Below are 17,080 nucleotides of genomic sequence, written 5' to 3'. Positions count from 1 at the left end.
CCTGGAGGGTCATCATGGGCACGCCATCGCTTGTTTCGTCCTCTATTGTGATCGTTTCTCCTTGGAGCGCTTGGAGTGGACAGTGCGGCCGGCGGACCCTGATGACATCGACGCGCGCTTCGAGGCGCTGGTCGCGCAGTTCGACGAGGACGAGATCCGGCGGCTCACGCGGAACGCCGAGCTCGGGACCGGGCGGCCCCAGCCGCCCCGGGGGCGCGCGCCGGTCGTCGTGATCGCGTTCGCCGCCGTGGTGGTCGTCGTGGGGCTGGTGATCAGCCTGCGTCCCGACGTCCTCGACCGGTTCGGCTCCCTGAGAGGCGGCGGCGAGCCCGCGGCCCGGCCGGCCATCGGCCCCGCCGTCGCCCGGCCGGGCCCCGTGCTCACTCCCCTCGCCGAGCAGGACGACGCCTTCGCGGACAGCGGCGGCCTCGGCACGATGCTCGCCGCCGACCCGTTCGCCGGGTCGCCGGCCGCCGGCTACGCCGACGGGGAGAAAGGGCTGGTCATGCCGCCGCCGCTGGCGCTCGGAGGGCTGAGCCGGGCGCAGGTCGCCGCGGCCCTCAGCGGGGTACGGCGGCTGCTGGCCGCCGCCCACCTCGACCCGGCGACCCTGCGGGGCGGGCGGCCCGACGCCTTCATCCGGCTCCTCGAACCCGCGCAGCGGCGGGCCTTCCTCCGGAGCCTCGGGAAGGGCGGCCCGTCCGACAGCCGGTCACGCGTCTTCAGCCTCGCCCCGGGTGAGGCGGAGCCGGCGACCGATGTCGTCAAGGTGGAGGGCGAGACCACCGTCACGCCGCGCGTCCCCTCCCGGCGGGACGGGCACGGCCGCCCCGGAGGTGTCACGATCAGCGTGGACTACCTCTTCGTGTACGCGGTGAACCGGCCTGGCGACCGGCGGGCGCCGACCCGGCTGGTCCGGCATTACAAGGGGGAATTCTCCGCGCGCGAAGAAGACGGGGAGACAGTCGTCGTTGTGGAAAGCGAGTCGATCGGGACGGCCGGGGCGAGTTGCGACGTCCACGACGGATTCGTTCATCCCCACTTCAGCGGGCAGCCCCGGAAGGTCGAGCCCTCCGGCGCGCCCTTCGACCCCTACGACCGGAGGGAGGATGTGCCCCACCCGAACGAATGCCGGCTCTCATTGGGCACTTGACCTGCGCGGAAGTCGTACAGTGGTAAGTGGCGGGCAGTACCGCCCGTGCGCGCGCCGAGGCTTCGCACGCGACCTCCGGGGTGTGTGCCGGCATGCGTGTTCCATTAACACGCGCGAAACAATCGAGACATGGCACGGAAACGGCACAGGCCTATTTTCGGGTCTGCTAGCCCATGCCCCTGGGAGGTTCGAGAGTGTTCAACTCCGCAGATGACGTCCTGAATTTCATCCGGGACGAGGGTGTGCAGTTCGTTGACGTCAGGTTCACCGACCTGCCGGGGACGACGCACCACTTCACTTTCCCGTCCGAGAACTTCGGGCCCAGCGTCTTCTCCGACGGCTTGATGTTCGACGGATCGTCGATCCGTGGTTTCCAGGCCATCCACGAGTCGGACATGCTGCTGCTGCCCGACCCCTCGACGGCTGTGCTGGACCCGTTCCGTCAGCACAAGACGCTGAACATCAACTTCTTCGTGCACGACCCGCTGACGGGCGAGGCCTACAGCCGCGACCCGCGCAACGTCGCCCGCAAGGCCGAGGAGTACCTCAAGGGGACCGGCATCGCGGACACCGTGTACTTCGGCCCCGAGGCCGAGTTCTACATCTTCGACGACGTGCGCTTCTCCACCGGAGCGAACGAGAGCTTCTACCACATCGACTCCATCGAGGGCGCCTGGAACACCGGCAAGGCCCAGGAGGGCGGCAACCTCGGCTACAAGCCGCGGTTCAAGGGCGGCTACTTCCCGGTCCCGCCGATGGACCACTTCACCGACCTGCGCTCGGAGATGGTCCGCAACCTCATCGAGGCCGGCATCGAGACCGAGATGCAGCACCACGAGGTGGGCACCGCCGGCCAGGCCGAGATCGACTTCAGGTTCGGCACGCTGCTGAAGACGGCCGACAAGCTGATGCTGTACAAGTACATCATCAAGAGCACGGCCATCCAGTCCGGCCGCACGGTCACGTTCATGCCCAAGCCGATCTTCGGTGACAACGGCTCCGGCATGCACTGCCACCAGTCGCTCTGGAAGGACGGCGAGCCGCTGTTCTACGACGAGGTCGGCTACGCCGGGCTGTCGGACACCGCCCGCTACTACATCGGCGGCCTGCTCAAGCACGCGCCGTCGCTGCTGGCCTTCACCAACCCGACGGTGAACAGCTACCACCGCCTGGTGCCGGGCTACGAGGCTCCGGTGAACCTCGTCTACTCGCAGCGCAACCGCTCGGCCTGCGTCCGGATCCCGATCACGGGCTCCAACCCCAAGGCCAAGCGCATCGAGTTCCGCGTTCCGGACCCGTCCTGCAACCCGTACTTCGCCTTCGCGGCGCAGCTCATGGCGGGCCTGGACGGCATCCGCAACAAGATCGAGCCGCCGGAGCCGGTCGACAAGGACCTCTACGAGCTCCCGCCGGAGGAGGCCCGCAACATCCCGCAGGTGCCCGGCTCGCTGACCGAGGTCCTCGACGCCCTCGAGGCCGACCACGAGTACCTGCTGGAGGGCGGCGTCTTCACGCCGGACCTGATCGAGACCTGGATCGCCTACAAGCGCGAGAACGAGATCGACCCGATCCGCCTGCGCCCGCACCCGCACGAGTTCGAGCTCTACTACGACGTGTGATCGGCTACCGCGCGGTGACGTGCTCGTTCACCGCGCGGTGCCCGTCTGGTTCTGCCTCAGTTCCGTCCGAGCGGCGAACACCGCATCGACGGCGGCCCGGGTCGACTCGTCAGAGTCGGGCCACAGGTGGCCGTAGGTGTCGAGCGTGGTCTTGGCGCTGGCATGCCGGAGACGGGCCTGAACGACCTTGACATCAGCGCCAGAGGAGATCAGGAGCGACGCGAGGTAGTGCCGCAAGTCGTGGAATCGGAAGCCCGTGGGAAGGTCCTGCACCTTGCCACGGGCTTTCCGCATTGCTCGCTCAAGGCGGCCCGAAGCCGGGCCGCACGCGCCGCCGTCACGGCACGCCGCCGCCTCCCGCTGACGCTCCCGGCGGCCGGCTAAGAGCCGCGCGGACGGGGGAAGGCCGCTGGCGACCGTACAGAGCTATCGCGGGGGGCTGGAAGGTGCCGAGCCTGAGGCCGGCTGTTGTTCGCCTCCGGCTGGGGCGCTCCGGCTCCGGGGATGGGGGCCGCACGCTAGTGCGGCTGGTGGGGTGGCTGGGGTGCGGGCGCATCCCGCCTGCCATCGACCTAGGCAAGCCCAGCAGACGGATGACCACGGTCACCATGGGTTTTTAATTTCCGCTGCGGCTCGGCACGGAATATAAAGTGTAAACTACGCGTTCGTGAGTATTGCCAGCGATATCGATCACTCGAAATTTGATGTCGAGTGACTCGATCAGATGCAGAGCCGAAGCCGAGAACGCAGCAAGTTCCCGGCCCTCACCTGCGGACAGAGAGCGTATGACGCCACCGCGAGCGCTATGGTCCAGGCCGTAGTCTCGCCCTATTTTCAGGCCAACTGCCGCCAGGCTCTCAACTACATCACCATACGATCCCCATGCCGAGACTTCGCTACTTGGATTTTCACTAGGATTGCTCTGCGCAATACTAACGCGATAGAAGCACTCGTGTACAACACACGGACCCGGGCTACCATTATGGATTCTTATAAGCCAGCTTGGGTCCTGATCCATCAAAGTGGAGTTTCCTGCAATATCGCTACTCCAACCGATAAGCGGCCTAACGGATCTGGCGAATTGCTCACGAGCAAAGATTAGCCCCCCTACCGCAACCAAAAGGACCGCAGCTACTTCTGAATCTAGAATGGTGAACCTAAAAGGCCACTCTTGCCTAAATGTAGGCGATACATTACTGCGCACCACCTCCCATATCAGGTCGATCAGGAGTATCGTAGCCACAACTAGAGGGATAATTGTGAAAGCTACAGAACGCGCTACGAGAGTTTGAGCACCAGGAGGCCGAAGATCATTGGGGTGCTGAACCACCAAACCTCCAGAGTGGGATGCTGGATACGAACTCCTGCCTCTAGTAACTCCTCACCGGCGCTGCGGGTTCCCAAAACCTAGAAGCCAACCAATCAGCTAAACACACCAGTCTCGTCAGTATCTAACCATTAGAGCCGTCACACTAGATCTTCCGCATCCAGCCCAAGCGATCTTGAACTGGATCTGTGCTGTGGTGACGTCGCCCTCTGTTCCGCCCCTGTTCCGGCAGAGCGCGCAAGATTCCGCAAACTGCCGACAACGAGTGCAACATAAAAAGCCTGCTCAGCGCGTTACTGACCGTCCCGCCGCAGGTCACTCGACGAACCTCAGAAGAACCCGGCCTATAGACCGCCATGTCGATCACTGACCCTTCAACCTGATGATGCAGTCAGCAGCGGGACGCGCCGGGATCTCGTCGCATCTGTTCGCGGTCATAGCCGCGCACGGCAGCCTGTCGACTCATTACACTCGACTCTTCAGCCAGGTGGCAGATGGAGAAGTGGCGTTGAATCTGGAGTCATTACTGGTGCCGACAGCTGTGTCGCTGGTGGTCACCCTAGGCATCGAATACGCGGCCAAGCCTCGTCTGGAAGCGCGGAAGGAACGCATCCTGGAGGCGGTGCGGACCCGGCGGGAACTGCTCGCTCGGCTGGCCGTCATCGGAATGGCGGCTACAGCGGCGGCGATGGAGATGCCGGCCGGAGTGAGCGAGGCGGTGCTGAAGAAGCTCCGGGCTGAACGGGCGCGGCAGTTCGAGCGGCTGGAAGCTGAGGTTCGACAACTGGTCGACGACGCGGGACGCTACCTAGCGACGTTCACTGGACCGGCTCGGGCGCTCGTCGCCGACTACCTGTTCGTCCAGCTTGGGGTGCTTCTGTCTGGACGCTCGCGGTCAGAGCAGTGCGCTCGGGTGCTGGAGTTGACGAAGCAAATGGCCGTAGTACTGGACGGGCCACGCTGGCGGTTCTGGGTTCGGCTGAAAGCGTGGTTCGCCTTGTCCCGGACGCTGGCCGGGCTGCAGACCATTGACGAACCAGCAGCGTAGCGTTCAAGGAGAACGAACGACAAAGTGGGTTGCAACGGGGCGAACGACCCCAAACTTTTGCGGACTTGCACGGATATTCGCGCAGGTGACCGGTATTATGTCCACCTGGTCGGCGACTTCTACGCCGAATAGGTCAGTGGTCACAAAATCAGATATGTCAGCACCTCGTCCTCTCTCCCGGATGAGAGCGACGCAGATGTCAGTTCCGTTCTGGTTCCGTCCGAGACCGTGAAACGCCAGAAGTCCATGGCAGACGTTGAGAGCTATATTGCCTGGTCAGAGCACTACTCGACGTGATCGGCGCAGGTGAAGAACTGCCAGGCGAGAGTTCAAGCTGTACTACGACGTGTGATCGGCTGCCGCGCCTACGCGACATCGGGCCGGGTCATCAGCGGCGACCGCAGGTGCACGTCCAGACTGGGGCCGGTCAGGGGCACGATGTTCCACGTCGCCACCGCTGTCCCCGCGTCGGGGTCGACCACCAGCCGGACCCGGTGCGGGGTGGTGATGACGTAGAGGTCGGCGACGAACGTTTCGCCGAGCCAGGCGCCGGCGGCGACGACGGGGCGGCCGAGCGGCGAGCTTTCCCGCCATTCGCCGTGGCCGGCCTCGACGTTGAGGAACGACCCGAACCGCAGGAGCCATCCACCCTCCACGGGATCGACGGTCACCGGGGTCCCATCGGGCAGAGCCGAATCCTGGGCGGAGGCGTCGAGTCTCGCCGTGACGGAACGCTCCGGGGCGGCCGAACCAACCACGGGCGCGAATGACAGCCGCCGCAGCCGATCGGCGAGGATCTCCTCGTCCTGGGCTCTTTCCGCATGGTCCATGCCGGGCAGCAGGCACTCCCATATCGCGTCGAGCACCGCCTGTGCCTGCGTATGGGCGCCGGTCATGGCGACCACGAGATCGTGCGACGGGACGACCACGCACAGCTGGCCGAAGGAGCCGTCACCGTGGTAGCCGTGACGCGACATCCAGAACTGGTAGCCGTACCCGCGAAGGTAGTCGGCGTCCCCCGATCCGTCCTCGGGGCGCAGGGTGTCGATGTGCCGTCTGGTCGCGAGCTCCACCCATTCGCGCGGGACGAGCCGCCGGTCGCCCCAGAGGCCTCCGCGCAGCAGCAGCTCGCCGAAGGCGGCGACGGCCTCGGTCGTGAGGTGCAGCCCGTGGAATCCGAAGACGGCGCCGCTCGCCACCCGGTCCCATTCGGCATGGTCGACGCCCATCGGCGTGAAGAGGCGCTCGTCGATCAGGTCTTGCAGGCTACGGCCCGTGACCCGTTCCACCATCCGGGCCAGGATGAAGGTGGTCGCGTTGTCGTAGGCGTGCCGTGTGCCCTCGGGCTCCGGAAACGGTACGCGCAGGAAACCCTTCACCAGGTCGTCCGGTTCCAGGCGCCAGGCTTCGGCGAGGCTGTCGGTGCGGCGTCCGGTCGTCATGGACAGCAGGTGGTGAACGGTGAGACGGCGTGCCTGGTCCGAGATGCCGGCCGGGACGTGTTCGGGCAGGACGTCCACCACCCGGTCGTCCAGCGAGAGCAGCCCGTCGGCGATCGCGATTCCCACGGCGACCGAGGTGAACGACTTGGTCAGCGAGTAGAGAAGGTGCGGGCGCTCCGCCGAGTACGGCGCCCACCAGCCTTCGGCGACGACGTGACCGTGGCGTACGACCATGAGGGAGTGACACTCGACGGATCGTGCTTCGAGCCGGTCCAGCAGCGCGGCGATCGAACGGGGCGAAATCCCCGAGGCGGACGGCGTCGAGCGCGGCAGCAGGGTCCGCTGAGAAGGCATCCGGGCACACTAACGGATCCGCGATCGGCTGCCACACCGGTTTTTGTCGGTGCGGCGGTGCAGAATCGGCACACCGACAGCCGGGGATTTCGGTTCGTGCCCTCCGCATGGGGATGCGCCGAAGCGAGAGAAGGGGTCGTGGCCGTGACGGGTGCCGACGAGCAGGACGAGCAGGGCACGCGGTCGACATGGGAATCGGCATGGGAGGTGCTGGCACCCGTGATCGACCTGGTCACGCCGATGGCGGTGCGGGTCGCGGCCTCGCTGAGGCTCACCGATCTGATGGGCGGCGACACGGTGCCCGTCGAGGAGCTGGCACACCGGTCCGGCACCGACGCGGACGCGCTGGGCCGGCTGCTGAGTCACCTGGCCTGCCGGGGGGTGTTCACCGAACGGGAGCCGGGCAGGTTCGCGGTCAACGAGCCCGCCGCGCTGCTGGCGTCCGGCCATCCTTCCGGGATGCGGATGTGGCTCGACCTGGATGGGTTCGGCGGGCAGATGGACGTGGCGTTCACCGGCCTGCTGCACACGGTCCGCACCGGGCAACCGGCGTGGGAGACGGTCTTCGGCGCCCCGTTCTGGCACTATCTCGCCGCGAACCCGCAGATGAGCGAGTCGTTCGACGCGGTGATGGCCACCGGACCCGACTACGTCACCGACGCGGCCCGGGGGTACGACTGGTCCGCTGTGCGGCACGTGGTCGACGTCGGCGGCGGCACAGGCATCCTGCTCGCCGAAGTGCTGCCCGCCAACCCGCATCTGCGGGGCACGCTCGTGGATCTGCCGGAGACAGTGGATCGAGGGCGGCGGCACCTGGCCGAGCGCGGGCTGGACACACGGTGCGAGTTCGCCGGCCAGAGCTTCTTCGATCCGCTGCCCGCCGGAGGTGACGTGTATGTGCTCAGGCGTGTGGTGCACGACTGGGGCGACGACGAGGCCACGCTGATCCTGCGCCGGTGCGCCGACGCGGCCGGGCGGGACGGACGGGTCATGATGATCGAGTCGCGTGGCGGTTCACGTGACGACCCGGCCATGTTCGCCGAGATGAACCTGCGTATGCTCGTGCTCTGCGGCGGCCGCGAACGCACCGTCGAGGACTACATCGCCCTCGCCGCCAAAGCCGGGCTCGAGGTCGCCGACGTCGATACGACCCCGCTCGGGCACGTCATCATCGACTGCACTCCGATGGGCCCCTGACGCAGAGAGCTGGACAAACCACGTGAACCACACCATCCTGGCAGGCCTCGACGAGGAGCGCCGGGCCGCCGGCGAGGCGGCTGAGCGCGGCCGTGTCGTACGGGAGCGTTCGCCGGACGGCGCCGAGTGCCGGATCGTGTACTCCGCCTGCCCGGAAGGGGAGATCGGCGACGTCATCCGTGCGGAGATGTCACTGGCACGGGCGGCCGGATACACCCTGGAGTGGAAGGTCTACGGCCATGACGAGCCGCCGGACCTGGGCCGCCGCCTCGCCGCCGAAGGCTTCGAGCCCGACGATCGGGAGAGCGTGCTGGTGCTGGCCGTCGACGAGGCCGCCCTGGCGGGCTTCGGCGCCTCCGGCTGCGAGATCAGGCGAGTGGTGGACCAGCGGGGCCTGGCCGACTACGCGGACATCGCCCGTGACATCGGGCGGCACGACGTCGAGGAGGAACGGCGGCGGCTCGCCCAGGTCCTGCGGGACGCACCCCGGCGGATGAGCGTCCACATCGCCTACGTCGACGGCGAGCCGGCGGCCTGCGGCCGGGTCCACTTCAGGGAAGGCAGCCGGTACGCCGAACTGGCAGGCGGCCGGACCAGGACGGCGTACCGGAGGCGAGGCCTGTTCACCGCGCTGGTCGGCGCCAGGCTGCGGGAGGCGCGCGAGCGAGGATGCACCCACGTCTTCGTCGACGCGCTGCCCACCTCCGAGCCCACGCTCAGAAAGCGGGGTTTCCAGTTCGTCACCCACACTCAGCCCTTCATGTTCGAGCCTGGACCGCGCTGAGCGGCGGCGAGCTGTGAAGCGCCGACGACCAGAGCAAGCCTCCGCATGAGCGGGCACCCGTTCAGGCCTGCGCGCCGGCCTCGGCGGCTCTCCTGAGGTCGGCCAGCCAGCGCTCGTGATTGGCCCGCAGCTTGCCCTGGCCGTACAGGAGGGGCAGGAGCGGCCCGGCGAGCGACTCCTCGATCGTGACCCTGGTCCGTCCTCCCTCGATCGGCTCCAGGACGTGCCGATCCACCGCCTTGTAGCCGAAGAACGTCCCCGTCCAGGTCAGCTCGCGCTCCGTGTCCACCACGGCGAAGCGCGATCGGAGCGTGACGCCGTTCATCTTCCACCGGAACGGCGCGCCCGGCCGCACGTGGGACAGCTCCACGATCTCGATCCCGGACGACCAGGACGGCCATGAGGCGAGATCAGCCATGACCTCCCAGACCCTGCCCACCGGCGCGTCGACGACGAGGTGGGAGGTGGAGACGAGCGGGGCGTCGGTGTCGATACGCCCTCTGGCGGCGTAGTCGTCGTGCAGGACGCTCAGGGACGGGCCGGAGTAGAACAGTTTGCTCGCCATGGCGGGCTCCTTCAGTGCAGCGCTTCGCGATGAGAGCAATGCTCTCTGATCGAGATCGATCACGTCAAGAGCGGTGCTCTCGTATTCGCCTGCCGCTCTCCCCGAGGCCGGGCGTTTAATCGTTCGACATGCGAGCCGCGGGCGGCCAGGATGCGCCCCATGACACGCACCGACACACCCCCCAGCTGGGATGAGCGCGCCACGCTGACGACCTTCCTCGACTACACGCGAGCGACCGTGCACGCCAAGTGCGAGGGGGTGTCGGAGGAACACGCCCGCAGCGCTCCCCTGCCCGGCTCGCCGCTGATGACGATGTCCGGGCTCGTGAGCCACCTGCACTGGGTGGAGTACTCCTGGTTCCAGGTAGTGTTCCTCGGCGAGGAGGACAAGGGACCGTGGACGAAGGAGGAGCCGGACCGCGAGATGAGCCTCGGGGTGGAGATCCCGCTCGCCCGGCTGCTCGGCGACTACGAGGCCCAGTGCGCCCGCTATCGGCAGCTCGTCGCCTCACACGACCTGGACGACACGGCGAAGCGCCCCGTCAGGGACGGCCGCCACATGACGCTTCGATGGATCCTCATGCACCTCGTCGAGGAGACGGCCCGGCACAACGGCCACCTCGACATTCTCCGCGAGATGGCCGACGGCGTGACCGGCGACTGACCGCGCGTCCCCGCGCCGCCGTCCCGGCGGGGCCGGCAGGGACCGGCAGGGACCGGCAGGGACCGGCAGGGACCGGCAGAGATCAGCAGAGACCGGCAGGGCGGTCCCGGTCAGCGGTCTCGCCCGGAGGCGACCGGCTCGACCGGGTCCACCCACTCCTCGGCCCATTCCGTCAGCGCGTCGATGGCCGTGCCCAGGGCGCGGCCCTTCTCGGTCAGGTGGTACTCGACGCGTACGGGGGTCTCGGGAAGCACCACGCGCGTGACGATCCCCTCGGCGTCGAGCTCCTTCAGCCGCTCGGACAGCATCCTGTCGGACAGCCCCGGCACGGCGGCGGCCAGGTCGGAGAAGCGGGTGAGGCCCACCAGCATTCCGCGCAGGATGGCTCCCGTCCAGCGCCTTCCGATGATCTCGACCGCGTGGTGGTACCGCGGGCAGAAGGCGGACATCTCAGAGGGGGAGCTCATACGCCAATCATACATCCCTTACCTTTCATAAGCTGCTTGACACACGTAAGTAGGGATCCTAACCTTCTCGACATCGGCGGTTGCGCCCTTAGTAAGCCACTTACTATTCATTAGCCATGCTCTGTCGTGCCTGGTCAGGCACGTCCCAGGGGCTCTGAGTGAGTGGGCGCCACCATCCTCACCTGTTCGAAGGGATCGATCCATGACCGTCCAGACCAAGGTCGCCGTCGTCTACTACTCGGCCACCGGCCACGTGCACGCGCTCGCCGAGGCCGTCCGCGACGGCGCGGAGAAGGCGGGGGCGGAGGTACGGCTGCGCCGGGTGGCGGAGCTCGCCCCCGCCGAGGTGGTCGCGAGCAAGCCCGAGTGGGCGGCGCACGCCGAGGCCACCAGGGACGTCCCGCTCGCCTCCCTGGACGATCTCGTGTGGGCCGACGCCGTTGTCCTGGGCACCCCGACCCGTTTCGGGCAGATGGCCTCGCAGCTCAAGCAGTTCATCGACACCGCCGGCGGGCTGTGGGCCCAGGGCAAGCTCGCCGACAAGGTCTACGCCGCGTTCACCTCCACGGGCACCGGAGGCGGCTCGGAGACGACCATCGTGGGGCTGAACAACATCTTCACCCACTGGAGCGGCATCATCGTGCCGCCCGGTTACAGCGACCCGATCGTGTTCCAGCACGGCAATCCGTACGGCGTCTCACACACCGACGGCAACGGGGCGTACCCGGTGGGGGACACGAAGCTCGCCGGCGCCGCCCACATCGGGTCCCGTGTCACCGAGGTCGCCACGCTGCTCAAGCGAGGCAGAGCCGCCGCCTGACCGGCTCCCCTTCGAGGCGGCTCGCGGCGCCCCGCGGGCGGCTCATGCCGAGCCCCCGCTCGAGCGTGAGCGGACGCCGCTGATCCGGCGCAGGATGTCCCACCAGAACGGGGCGCCGAACAGCAGGGCGACGAGGGTGAGAAGGAAGCCCGGCCAGTGCGCGGGCGACGACAGGCGATGCCACCACTCGCCGCCCCGCCACCGCCACACCGGCCCGCCGCCGGGGTCCATCGTGGCGCTCACCGGGGCGTACGTGAAGATCTTCACGAACGCGGGGGTGCTCAGAACGTCGGTCACGCAGGTGTAGGGGTCCTGGCCCGCCTCGCACTCCTGTCGCAACGGGGCGAGTGCGGTGGGGCCCGACTGGGCGAAGGCCGTCACCTCGCTGCGGTACGCGTTGTCCTTCAGCAGCGTCTTGCCGTACTCCAGGGCGTCCATGCTGAAGGCGAGCGTCACGAACAGGCCGAGCACGGCCACGACCCAGCGCACGTAGCGGCGGTAGAGGAGGCTCAGGCGCTCCATCTCGCCGTCGAACCACTCCTCGACACCGTGGCGGAACGCCTCCATGTCGTGGCTCGCCCTGTCCCAGACGGCCTTCAGCGGGCGGTACAGGGGGCTTCCGAGGGTGTCGAGATCCCGCATGAGCTTCTCGACGCCGCCGTGCTCCGTGGCGATCTCCATGATGGCGACGGCGAAACGCGCCGGGGGGATGTCGGCGATGCTCGTCTTGCCGCGCTTGCGGTGGTCGATCTCCTGCAGCCGCTCGTGCAGCAGCTCGGCCATCGACTTGCCCTGGCTGGGCGGCACCACATCGGACGGCGCCTGCCCGCCGTCAGACGTCGCGGTCTCAGAGGTCGCGCTCAATGTGTTCCCGCCGCCTCCAGCGGGCGGGACCCGCTCCCCGGGGTCGGCCTGGTCCGCGTCGTGGGCCGGGTCGACCTCCGGATCACCCGGCGACCAGACGGGAACCTGGGGATCCTCCCCCGCACTCTGGCCCAACTCCCCGGGATCGGCCTCATCCGCCCCATGAGCCGGGTCGACCTCCGGATCACCCGGCGACCAGACGGGGACCTGAGGATCCTCCCCCGCACTCTGGCCCAACTCCCCGGGATCGGCCTCATCCGCCCCATGAGCCGGATCGACGCCGGAGGGGACGCCGGGACCGGCGGCCGACGAGACGGTGAGCCGGACGGGCGAGCCGTCCGCCGCGAGGACACCGGTACTGCCGCCGTCTCCGGGGGCGGCGCCCGTGGCCGCCCCCGTCATGACGGGCTCGGCCGGCGCCGCCTCGGCGGCGGCCTGATCGGCCGCCACCTGATCCGCGGCCACCTGATCGGCCACCACCTGCTCCGCGGCCATCTGCTCGCCGGCGACGGAGTCTGCGGCGGGAGCGAGCGGCGGGCTCTCCACCGGCGCGGGCTGCTGGCTGAAGGGAGGCCGCGGGTCCTTGCCGAACGGCAGCTTGGCGAAGACGCCCAGCACGGTCGCCGGCAGCCGGGAACGGCCTTCCGCGGGCGGAGGGAGCAGATCCATCAGAGGAGCCCTCAGCCGGCGGCCCAGGCCCTTCAGCGCGTGGAGGACGCGGTCGAGCGCCCGCAGCGGCGCGGAGACGCGCTCGGCGGTCTCCCCCCCGTCGAGCGTGTCCCGCAGGTACGCCCACAGGAACTTGCTGCGAATGCCCAGCAGTTTGACGATGCCCTCGTTGATGCCGCTGACCAGGAGGGACAGCAGCAGGAAGGCCAGGACGAGACCGATGGCGAGGTCCGCGTAATACGAGATCAAAGGGATCACCCGCACCGTTGATACACCGTCACAGCCTGCGATGGCAATGTTTTCGGCAATGACGGTCCATTCGGCCCCGCGGCCCGTCTCCCCCGGGAATTCCCCCGTCGGCTCACGAGCGGAGCGCCCCACGGCTCGGATCCGGGAACAGCGCCGCCGCCCCGGAATGGACGCGTGAAAATTTCAGCGACCCCGGCGCGGTCACGGCCGCCCTTTCTGGGCGGTTTCACGATCTGATATCGCCGCTGTTGACCGCCGCCGCCCCGTCTGCCTTTCATTCGGGCGACAATTCTTCTCCCAGGAAAAGGCAGGGACTCATGCGCGCGAAGAGCCTCGGAAGGACAATCGCCGTCCTCGGCGCCGTGCTCGCGACTTCGACGGGGGTCGTCCAGAGTGCGGCACAGCCGGCGTCCGCGGCCGGTGTGAGGAGCCTGCAGGGCGGCGGCGGCTGTCCCAGCTCCATCTACATCCACGACGACGCGGGCGGCAGCGGCTTCGCGACGGTCACGTCCGGCCCCGGCCAGCCGACCACCTACCAGAAATACATTCCGGACACCGCGACGTATCTGACTTTCTCGACGCTCTGCCCCGCGGGATTCACCAGCGAATTCTATACGGGCTCCACGACGATCACTCCGGGCAGCGGCACTCTAGTCATCAACTGGAACTGCTACAAGCATTACATTTACTATCCGTACGGCTACGAGAACGTGTGCGTGGCCGTCTGAAATACCCGTACGGTCCCGGGTGACCCGGTCGCGGTGAGCGCCCGGCGCGGAATCTCGGCGCGGAATCTCGGCGCGACCGTCACCCCTCGTAGAAGACCCGCTCGGCCACCGCGCGCGCCCTCCGGGTCACCCGCCGGTAGTCGTCCACGAAGTCCTCCGAGCCGTCCGGCGGGTAGCCGAGCGCCCGCGCGATCATCTGACGCTCCTTGACCAGCCCGGGGATGTTGTCGGCCGCCCGGCCGCGCACCAGCATGATGGCGTCGCGGATCCGCGAGGCGAACAGCCACGCCTCCGCCAGCACGGCCTCGTCCGCGTCGTCCAGCAGGCCCTCCCCCACCGCGGCGCGCAGCGCGTCCAGCGTCCGGGTCGTCCGCAGCGCCGGTACGGCTCCCGCGTGGCGTAGCTGGATGAGCTGGGCCACCCACTCCACGTCGGCGAGGCCGCCCCTGCCGAGCTTGGTGTGTAACGTCGGGTCGGCGCCGCGCGGGAGCCGTTCCGCCTCCATCCGGGCCTTCAGCTTGCGGATGTGCAGGATGGCGTCGGCCGAGATGCCGTCGGGCGGGTAGCGCAGCGGGTCGACCAGGGCGGTGAACTCGCGTCCCAGCTCCCGGTCGCCGGCGCAGAACCGGGCCCGCAGCAGCGCCTGAGCCTCCCAGGGCGACGACCACCTGTCGTAGTAGGCCTTGTAGGAGGCGACGGTGCGGACGAGCGGCCCCTGCCGTCCCTCCGGCCGCAGGCCCGCGTCCATCTTGAGCGGCGGGTCCGGCGCGGGCAGGGCGAGCAGCCGCCGCGCCTCCTCGGCCACGGCGTGGGCGGCGTCGGTGGCGTCGCGATCGGCCACGCCGGGCAGGGGCGCGTGCACGAACATGACGTCCGCGTCGCTCGCGTAGGAGCTCTCCAGGCCGCCGAGGCGGCCCATCGCGATCACGGCGATCCTGGTGGGGAACTGGCCGCGCCGCTCGACGGCGACCTTGTTGACGGCCGCGTCCAGGGCCGCCTGGATCGTCACGTCGTTCAGCGACGACAGGGCCTGGCCGACCTCCTCGATGTCGATCAGCCCGGACAGATCGGCGCAGGCGGTGCGCAGCAGCTCACGGCGGCGCAGGGCGCGGACGGCGGTGACCGCGGTCTCCGCGTTCGCCGCGTGGCGCCCGACCGCGGCCGCGGCCTCGGCGGCGAGCGTCGCGGCAGGCCGTACGGCGAGCTCGGCCGGCGAGCCCAGCATCGCCACGGCCTCCGGGGCGTGGAGCAGCAGACCGCTCACGTAGCGGCTCGTGCCGAGCAGACGGGCCAGGCGCTCGGCCACGGCGGTCTCGTCGCGCAGCAGCCGCAGATACCAGGGCGTCGACCCGAGCCGGTCGCTCACCTGCCGGAAGCCGAGCAGGCCGGCATCCGGGTCGGGGGCGTCGGCGAACCAGCCGAGCATGACCGGCAGTAGCGTCCGCTGGATGGCCGCCCGGCGGGAGACCCCGCTGGTGATGGCGGCGATGTGCCGCAGCGCCCCCTCGGGGTCGGCGTAGCCGAGCGCCTCCAGGCGGGCCTTCGCCGCGGCGGCCGACAGCCGGGACTCGGTCTCGGGAAGGCGGGCGACGGCCTGGAGCAGCGGCCGGTAGAACAGCTTCTCGTGCAGCCGCCGCACCTCCAGGGCGTGGCGCTTCCACGTGGTGGTGAACTCCCCCACCGGGTCGGTCGTCATGCCGAGCCCTCTGCCGATCCGCCGCAGGTCCGCGGTGTCCGAGGGCACCATGTGCGTACGGCGGAGCCGGTGGAGCTGGAGCATGTGCTCGACCTGGCGCAGGAAGGTGTAGGCCTCGGCGAGCGCCTTGGCGTCGTCCCGGCCGACGTACCCGCCGCGGGACAGGGCGGCGAGCGCCGGCAGCGTGGCCCGGCGGCGCAGCAGCGGGTCGGAGCGGCCGTGCACGAGCTGGAGGAGCTGCACGGCGAACTCGATGTCCCGGAGGCCTCCCGGCCCCAGCTTGATCTGCCGGGGGGCCTCGCTCTGCGGCACGTGTGCCTCGACGCGCCGCCGCATGGCCTGCACGTCCTCGACGAACTTCGCCCGGGCGGCGGCCTGCCAGACCAGTTCGTTGACCGCGGCGACGTACTCCTGCGCGAGGTCCAGGTCGCCCGCGACCGGCCTCGCCTTCAGCAGCGCCTGGAACTCCCAGGTCTTCGCCCAGCGGCCGTAGTACGCCAGGTGACTGTCCAGCGTCCGCACCAGGGGGCCCATCTTGCCCTCGGGACGCAGGTTGGCGTCGACCTCCCACAGCGACCCCTCGGAGGTGCTCGCGGAGCAGGCACGCATCATGCCCTGGGCGAGCCGGGTCGCCGTCTGCAGTGCCTTGGTCTCGTCGACGCCCTCCCTGGGCTCGGCGACGAAGATCACGTCGACGTCGGAGATGTAGTTGAGCTCCCGCCCGCCGCATTTGCCCATCCCGATCACCGCGAGCCGCGCGCCGCCTGCGTCGGCGGTCTCGGCGCGTGCGATGGCCAGGGCGGCGTCCAGGGCGCCGGCGGCCAGGTCGGCCAGCGCGGCGGCGGTCTCCGCCAGCGAGGCGTCGCCGCCGACGTCGAGACCGGCGAGGTGGAGCAGCCGGGTCCGGTAGGTGACGCGCAGCGCCTCCATGGCGGGCGCGGCGACCGCGGGCTCCGCCGTCTCCAGGGTGGCGCCGCCCGCGACCGGCTCCGGGGCGTCCGGGTCGGCGCCCACGGCGAGCAGAAGCTCCTCGCGCATCTCCCGGTCGGTGAGCCGGTCCGGCGACTGCAGCATGGGCAGGCACTCCGGGTGCCGGACGACGTGCTCGCCCAGTGCGGCGCTCAGGCCGAAGACGCCGAGCAGCCGGCGGCGCAGAGCGGGGTCGGCGCGGAACGCCCCGAGGACGCTCGGGTCCCGCTCGGCCAGGCGGCACAGCGAGGTCAGCGCGAGGTCCGGGTCGGCCGCCCGGACGAGGTCGTCGAGCAGCGCGAAGTCGCCGACCGCTTCCGGGCCCAGCTCGTCGAGCAGCCGCTCGGCCCGGGCGCCGTCGGCGAAGCCGAGCGCCGCCAGGCGTCCCGCCGTCGTCTGTATCCGAGGCGCGGTGTCCACCGTTCCTTCCTCCACGCCGACGCCGATCACGCCGGCCCCCCGAGAC

The 17,080-nt window shown here is 69.2% G+C and carries 14 protein-coding genes; 8 read left to right on the top strand and 6 right to left on the bottom strand.

The annotated features are described in order from the left end of the window. The first annotated feature begins 61 nt into the window (after positions 1-61). Together AB0B72_RS04855 and glnA are read left to right on the top strand one after the other, a co-directional pair. The gene (locus AB0B72_RS04855) at positions 62-1,153 is read left to right on the top strand and encodes a hypothetical protein (RefSeq protein ID WP_367736968.1); all 1,092 of its coding nucleotides are present in this window, start codon (positions 62-64) and stop codon (positions 1,151-1,153) included. A 194-nt stretch (positions 1,154-1,347) separates the two neighbouring features. Next, the gene (glnA, locus tag AB0B72_RS04850; RefSeq protein WP_367736967.1) at positions 1,348-2,772 is read left to right on the top strand and encodes a type I glutamate--ammonia ligase; all 1,425 of its coding nucleotides are present in this window, start codon (positions 1,348-1,350) and stop codon (positions 2,770-2,772) included. Positions 2,773-2,799: 27 nt separating this feature from the next. Here the strand turns inward: glnA and AB0B72_RS04845 are convergent, their stop codons facing one another. Further along, on the bottom strand, positions 2,800-3,066 hold the full coding sequence (locus AB0B72_RS04845) for a tyrosine-type recombinase/integrase (protein ID WP_367736966.1): 267 nt from the start codon (positions 3,064-3,066) through the stop codon (positions 2,800-2,802). Positions 3,067-4,481: 1,415 nt separating this feature from the next. Between AB0B72_RS04845 and AB0B72_RS04840 the strand changes: the two genes are divergently transcribed. Further along, positions 4,482-5,147, top strand: coding sequence for a hypothetical protein (locus AB0B72_RS04840; protein ID WP_367736965.1), 666 nt, complete (start codon positions 4,482-4,484; stop codon positions 5,145-5,147). A 365-nt stretch (positions 5,148-5,512) separates the two neighbouring features. On the opposite strand, the gene AB0B72_RS04835 is transcribed toward AB0B72_RS04840, so the two are convergent. Then, positions 5,513-6,943: a serine hydrolase domain-containing protein gene (locus AB0B72_RS04835; RefSeq protein WP_367736964.1), complete on the bottom strand. Its 1,431-nt coding sequence runs from the start codon at positions 6,941-6,943 to the stop codon at positions 5,513-5,515. Positions 6,944-7,081: 138 nt separating this feature from the next. On the opposite strand from AB0B72_RS04835, the gene AB0B72_RS04830 reads away from it, so the two are divergent. Then, positions 7,082-8,140, top strand: a complete 1,059-nt coding sequence (locus tag AB0B72_RS04830; protein WP_367736963.1) for a methyltransferase — start codon at positions 7,082-7,084, stop codon at positions 8,138-8,140. A 22-nt stretch (positions 8,141-8,162) separates the two neighbouring features. Beyond that, positions 8,163-8,924, top strand: a complete 762-nt coding sequence (locus tag AB0B72_RS04825) for a GNAT family N-acetyltransferase (RefSeq protein ID WP_367736962.1) — start codon at positions 8,163-8,165, stop codon at positions 8,922-8,924. A 61-nt stretch (positions 8,925-8,985) separates the two neighbouring features. Here the strand turns inward: AB0B72_RS04825 and AB0B72_RS04820 are convergent, their stop codons facing one another. Continuing rightward, positions 8,986-9,489 carry an SRPBCC domain-containing protein gene (locus AB0B72_RS04820; protein ID WP_367736961.1) on the bottom strand — a complete coding sequence of 168 codons (504 nt, stop codon included), beginning with the start codon at positions 9,487-9,489 and terminating at the stop codon, positions 8,986-8,988. Positions 9,490-9,648: 159 nt separating this feature from the next. Between AB0B72_RS04820 and AB0B72_RS04815 the strand changes: the two genes are divergently transcribed. Further along, entirely contained in the window at positions 9,649-10,152 is a 504-nt protein-coding gene (locus tag AB0B72_RS04815) for a DinB family protein (RefSeq protein WP_367736960.1), read from the top strand. A gap of 110 nt (positions 10,153-10,262) precedes the next feature. Here AB0B72_RS04815 and AB0B72_RS04810 read toward each other — a convergent pair whose 3' ends face one another. Beyond that, on the bottom strand, positions 10,263-10,619 hold the full coding sequence (locus tag AB0B72_RS04810) for a winged helix-turn-helix transcriptional regulator (RefSeq protein WP_367736959.1): 357 nt from the start codon (positions 10,617-10,619) through the stop codon (positions 10,263-10,265). A 202-nt stretch (positions 10,620-10,821) separates the two neighbouring features. Between AB0B72_RS04810 and wrbA the strand changes: the two genes are divergently transcribed. Further along, on the top strand, positions 10,822-11,439 hold the full coding sequence (gene wrbA / locus AB0B72_RS04805) for an NAD(P)H:quinone oxidoreductase (protein ID WP_367736958.1): 618 nt from the start codon (positions 10,822-10,824) through the stop codon (positions 11,437-11,439). Between the two features lie 42 nt (positions 11,440-11,481). On the opposite strand, the gene AB0B72_RS04800 is transcribed toward wrbA, so the two are convergent. Continuing rightward, complete coding sequence (locus AB0B72_RS04800) at positions 11,482-13,230, bottom strand: hypothetical protein (RefSeq protein WP_367736957.1); 1,749 nt, start codon at positions 13,228-13,230, stop codon at positions 11,482-11,484. A 308-nt stretch (positions 13,231-13,538) separates the two neighbouring features. On the opposite strand from AB0B72_RS04800, the gene AB0B72_RS04795 reads away from it, so the two are divergent. Then, positions 13,539-13,949, top strand: coding sequence for a hypothetical protein (locus AB0B72_RS04795; protein ID WP_367736956.1), 411 nt, complete (start codon positions 13,539-13,541; stop codon positions 13,947-13,949). Positions 13,950-14,028: 79 nt separating this feature from the next. On the opposite strand, the gene AB0B72_RS04790 is transcribed toward AB0B72_RS04795, so the two are convergent. Next, positions 14,029-17,034, bottom strand: coding sequence for a bifunctional [glutamine synthetase] adenylyltransferase/[glutamine synthetase]-adenylyl-L-tyrosine phosphorylase (locus AB0B72_RS04790; protein WP_367736955.1), 3,006 nt, complete (start codon positions 17,032-17,034; stop codon positions 14,029-14,031). Positions 17,035-17,080: the final 46 nt, after the last annotated feature.

Source organism: Microbispora sp. NPDC049125 (genome assembly GCF_040802045.1).
Lineage (GTDB): Bacteria > Actinomycetota > Actinomycetes > Streptosporangiales > Streptosporangiaceae > Microbispora.
The sequence above is the reverse complement of the archived record's forward strand: the minus strand, read 5'-3'. Positions and strand labels throughout refer to the sequence as shown.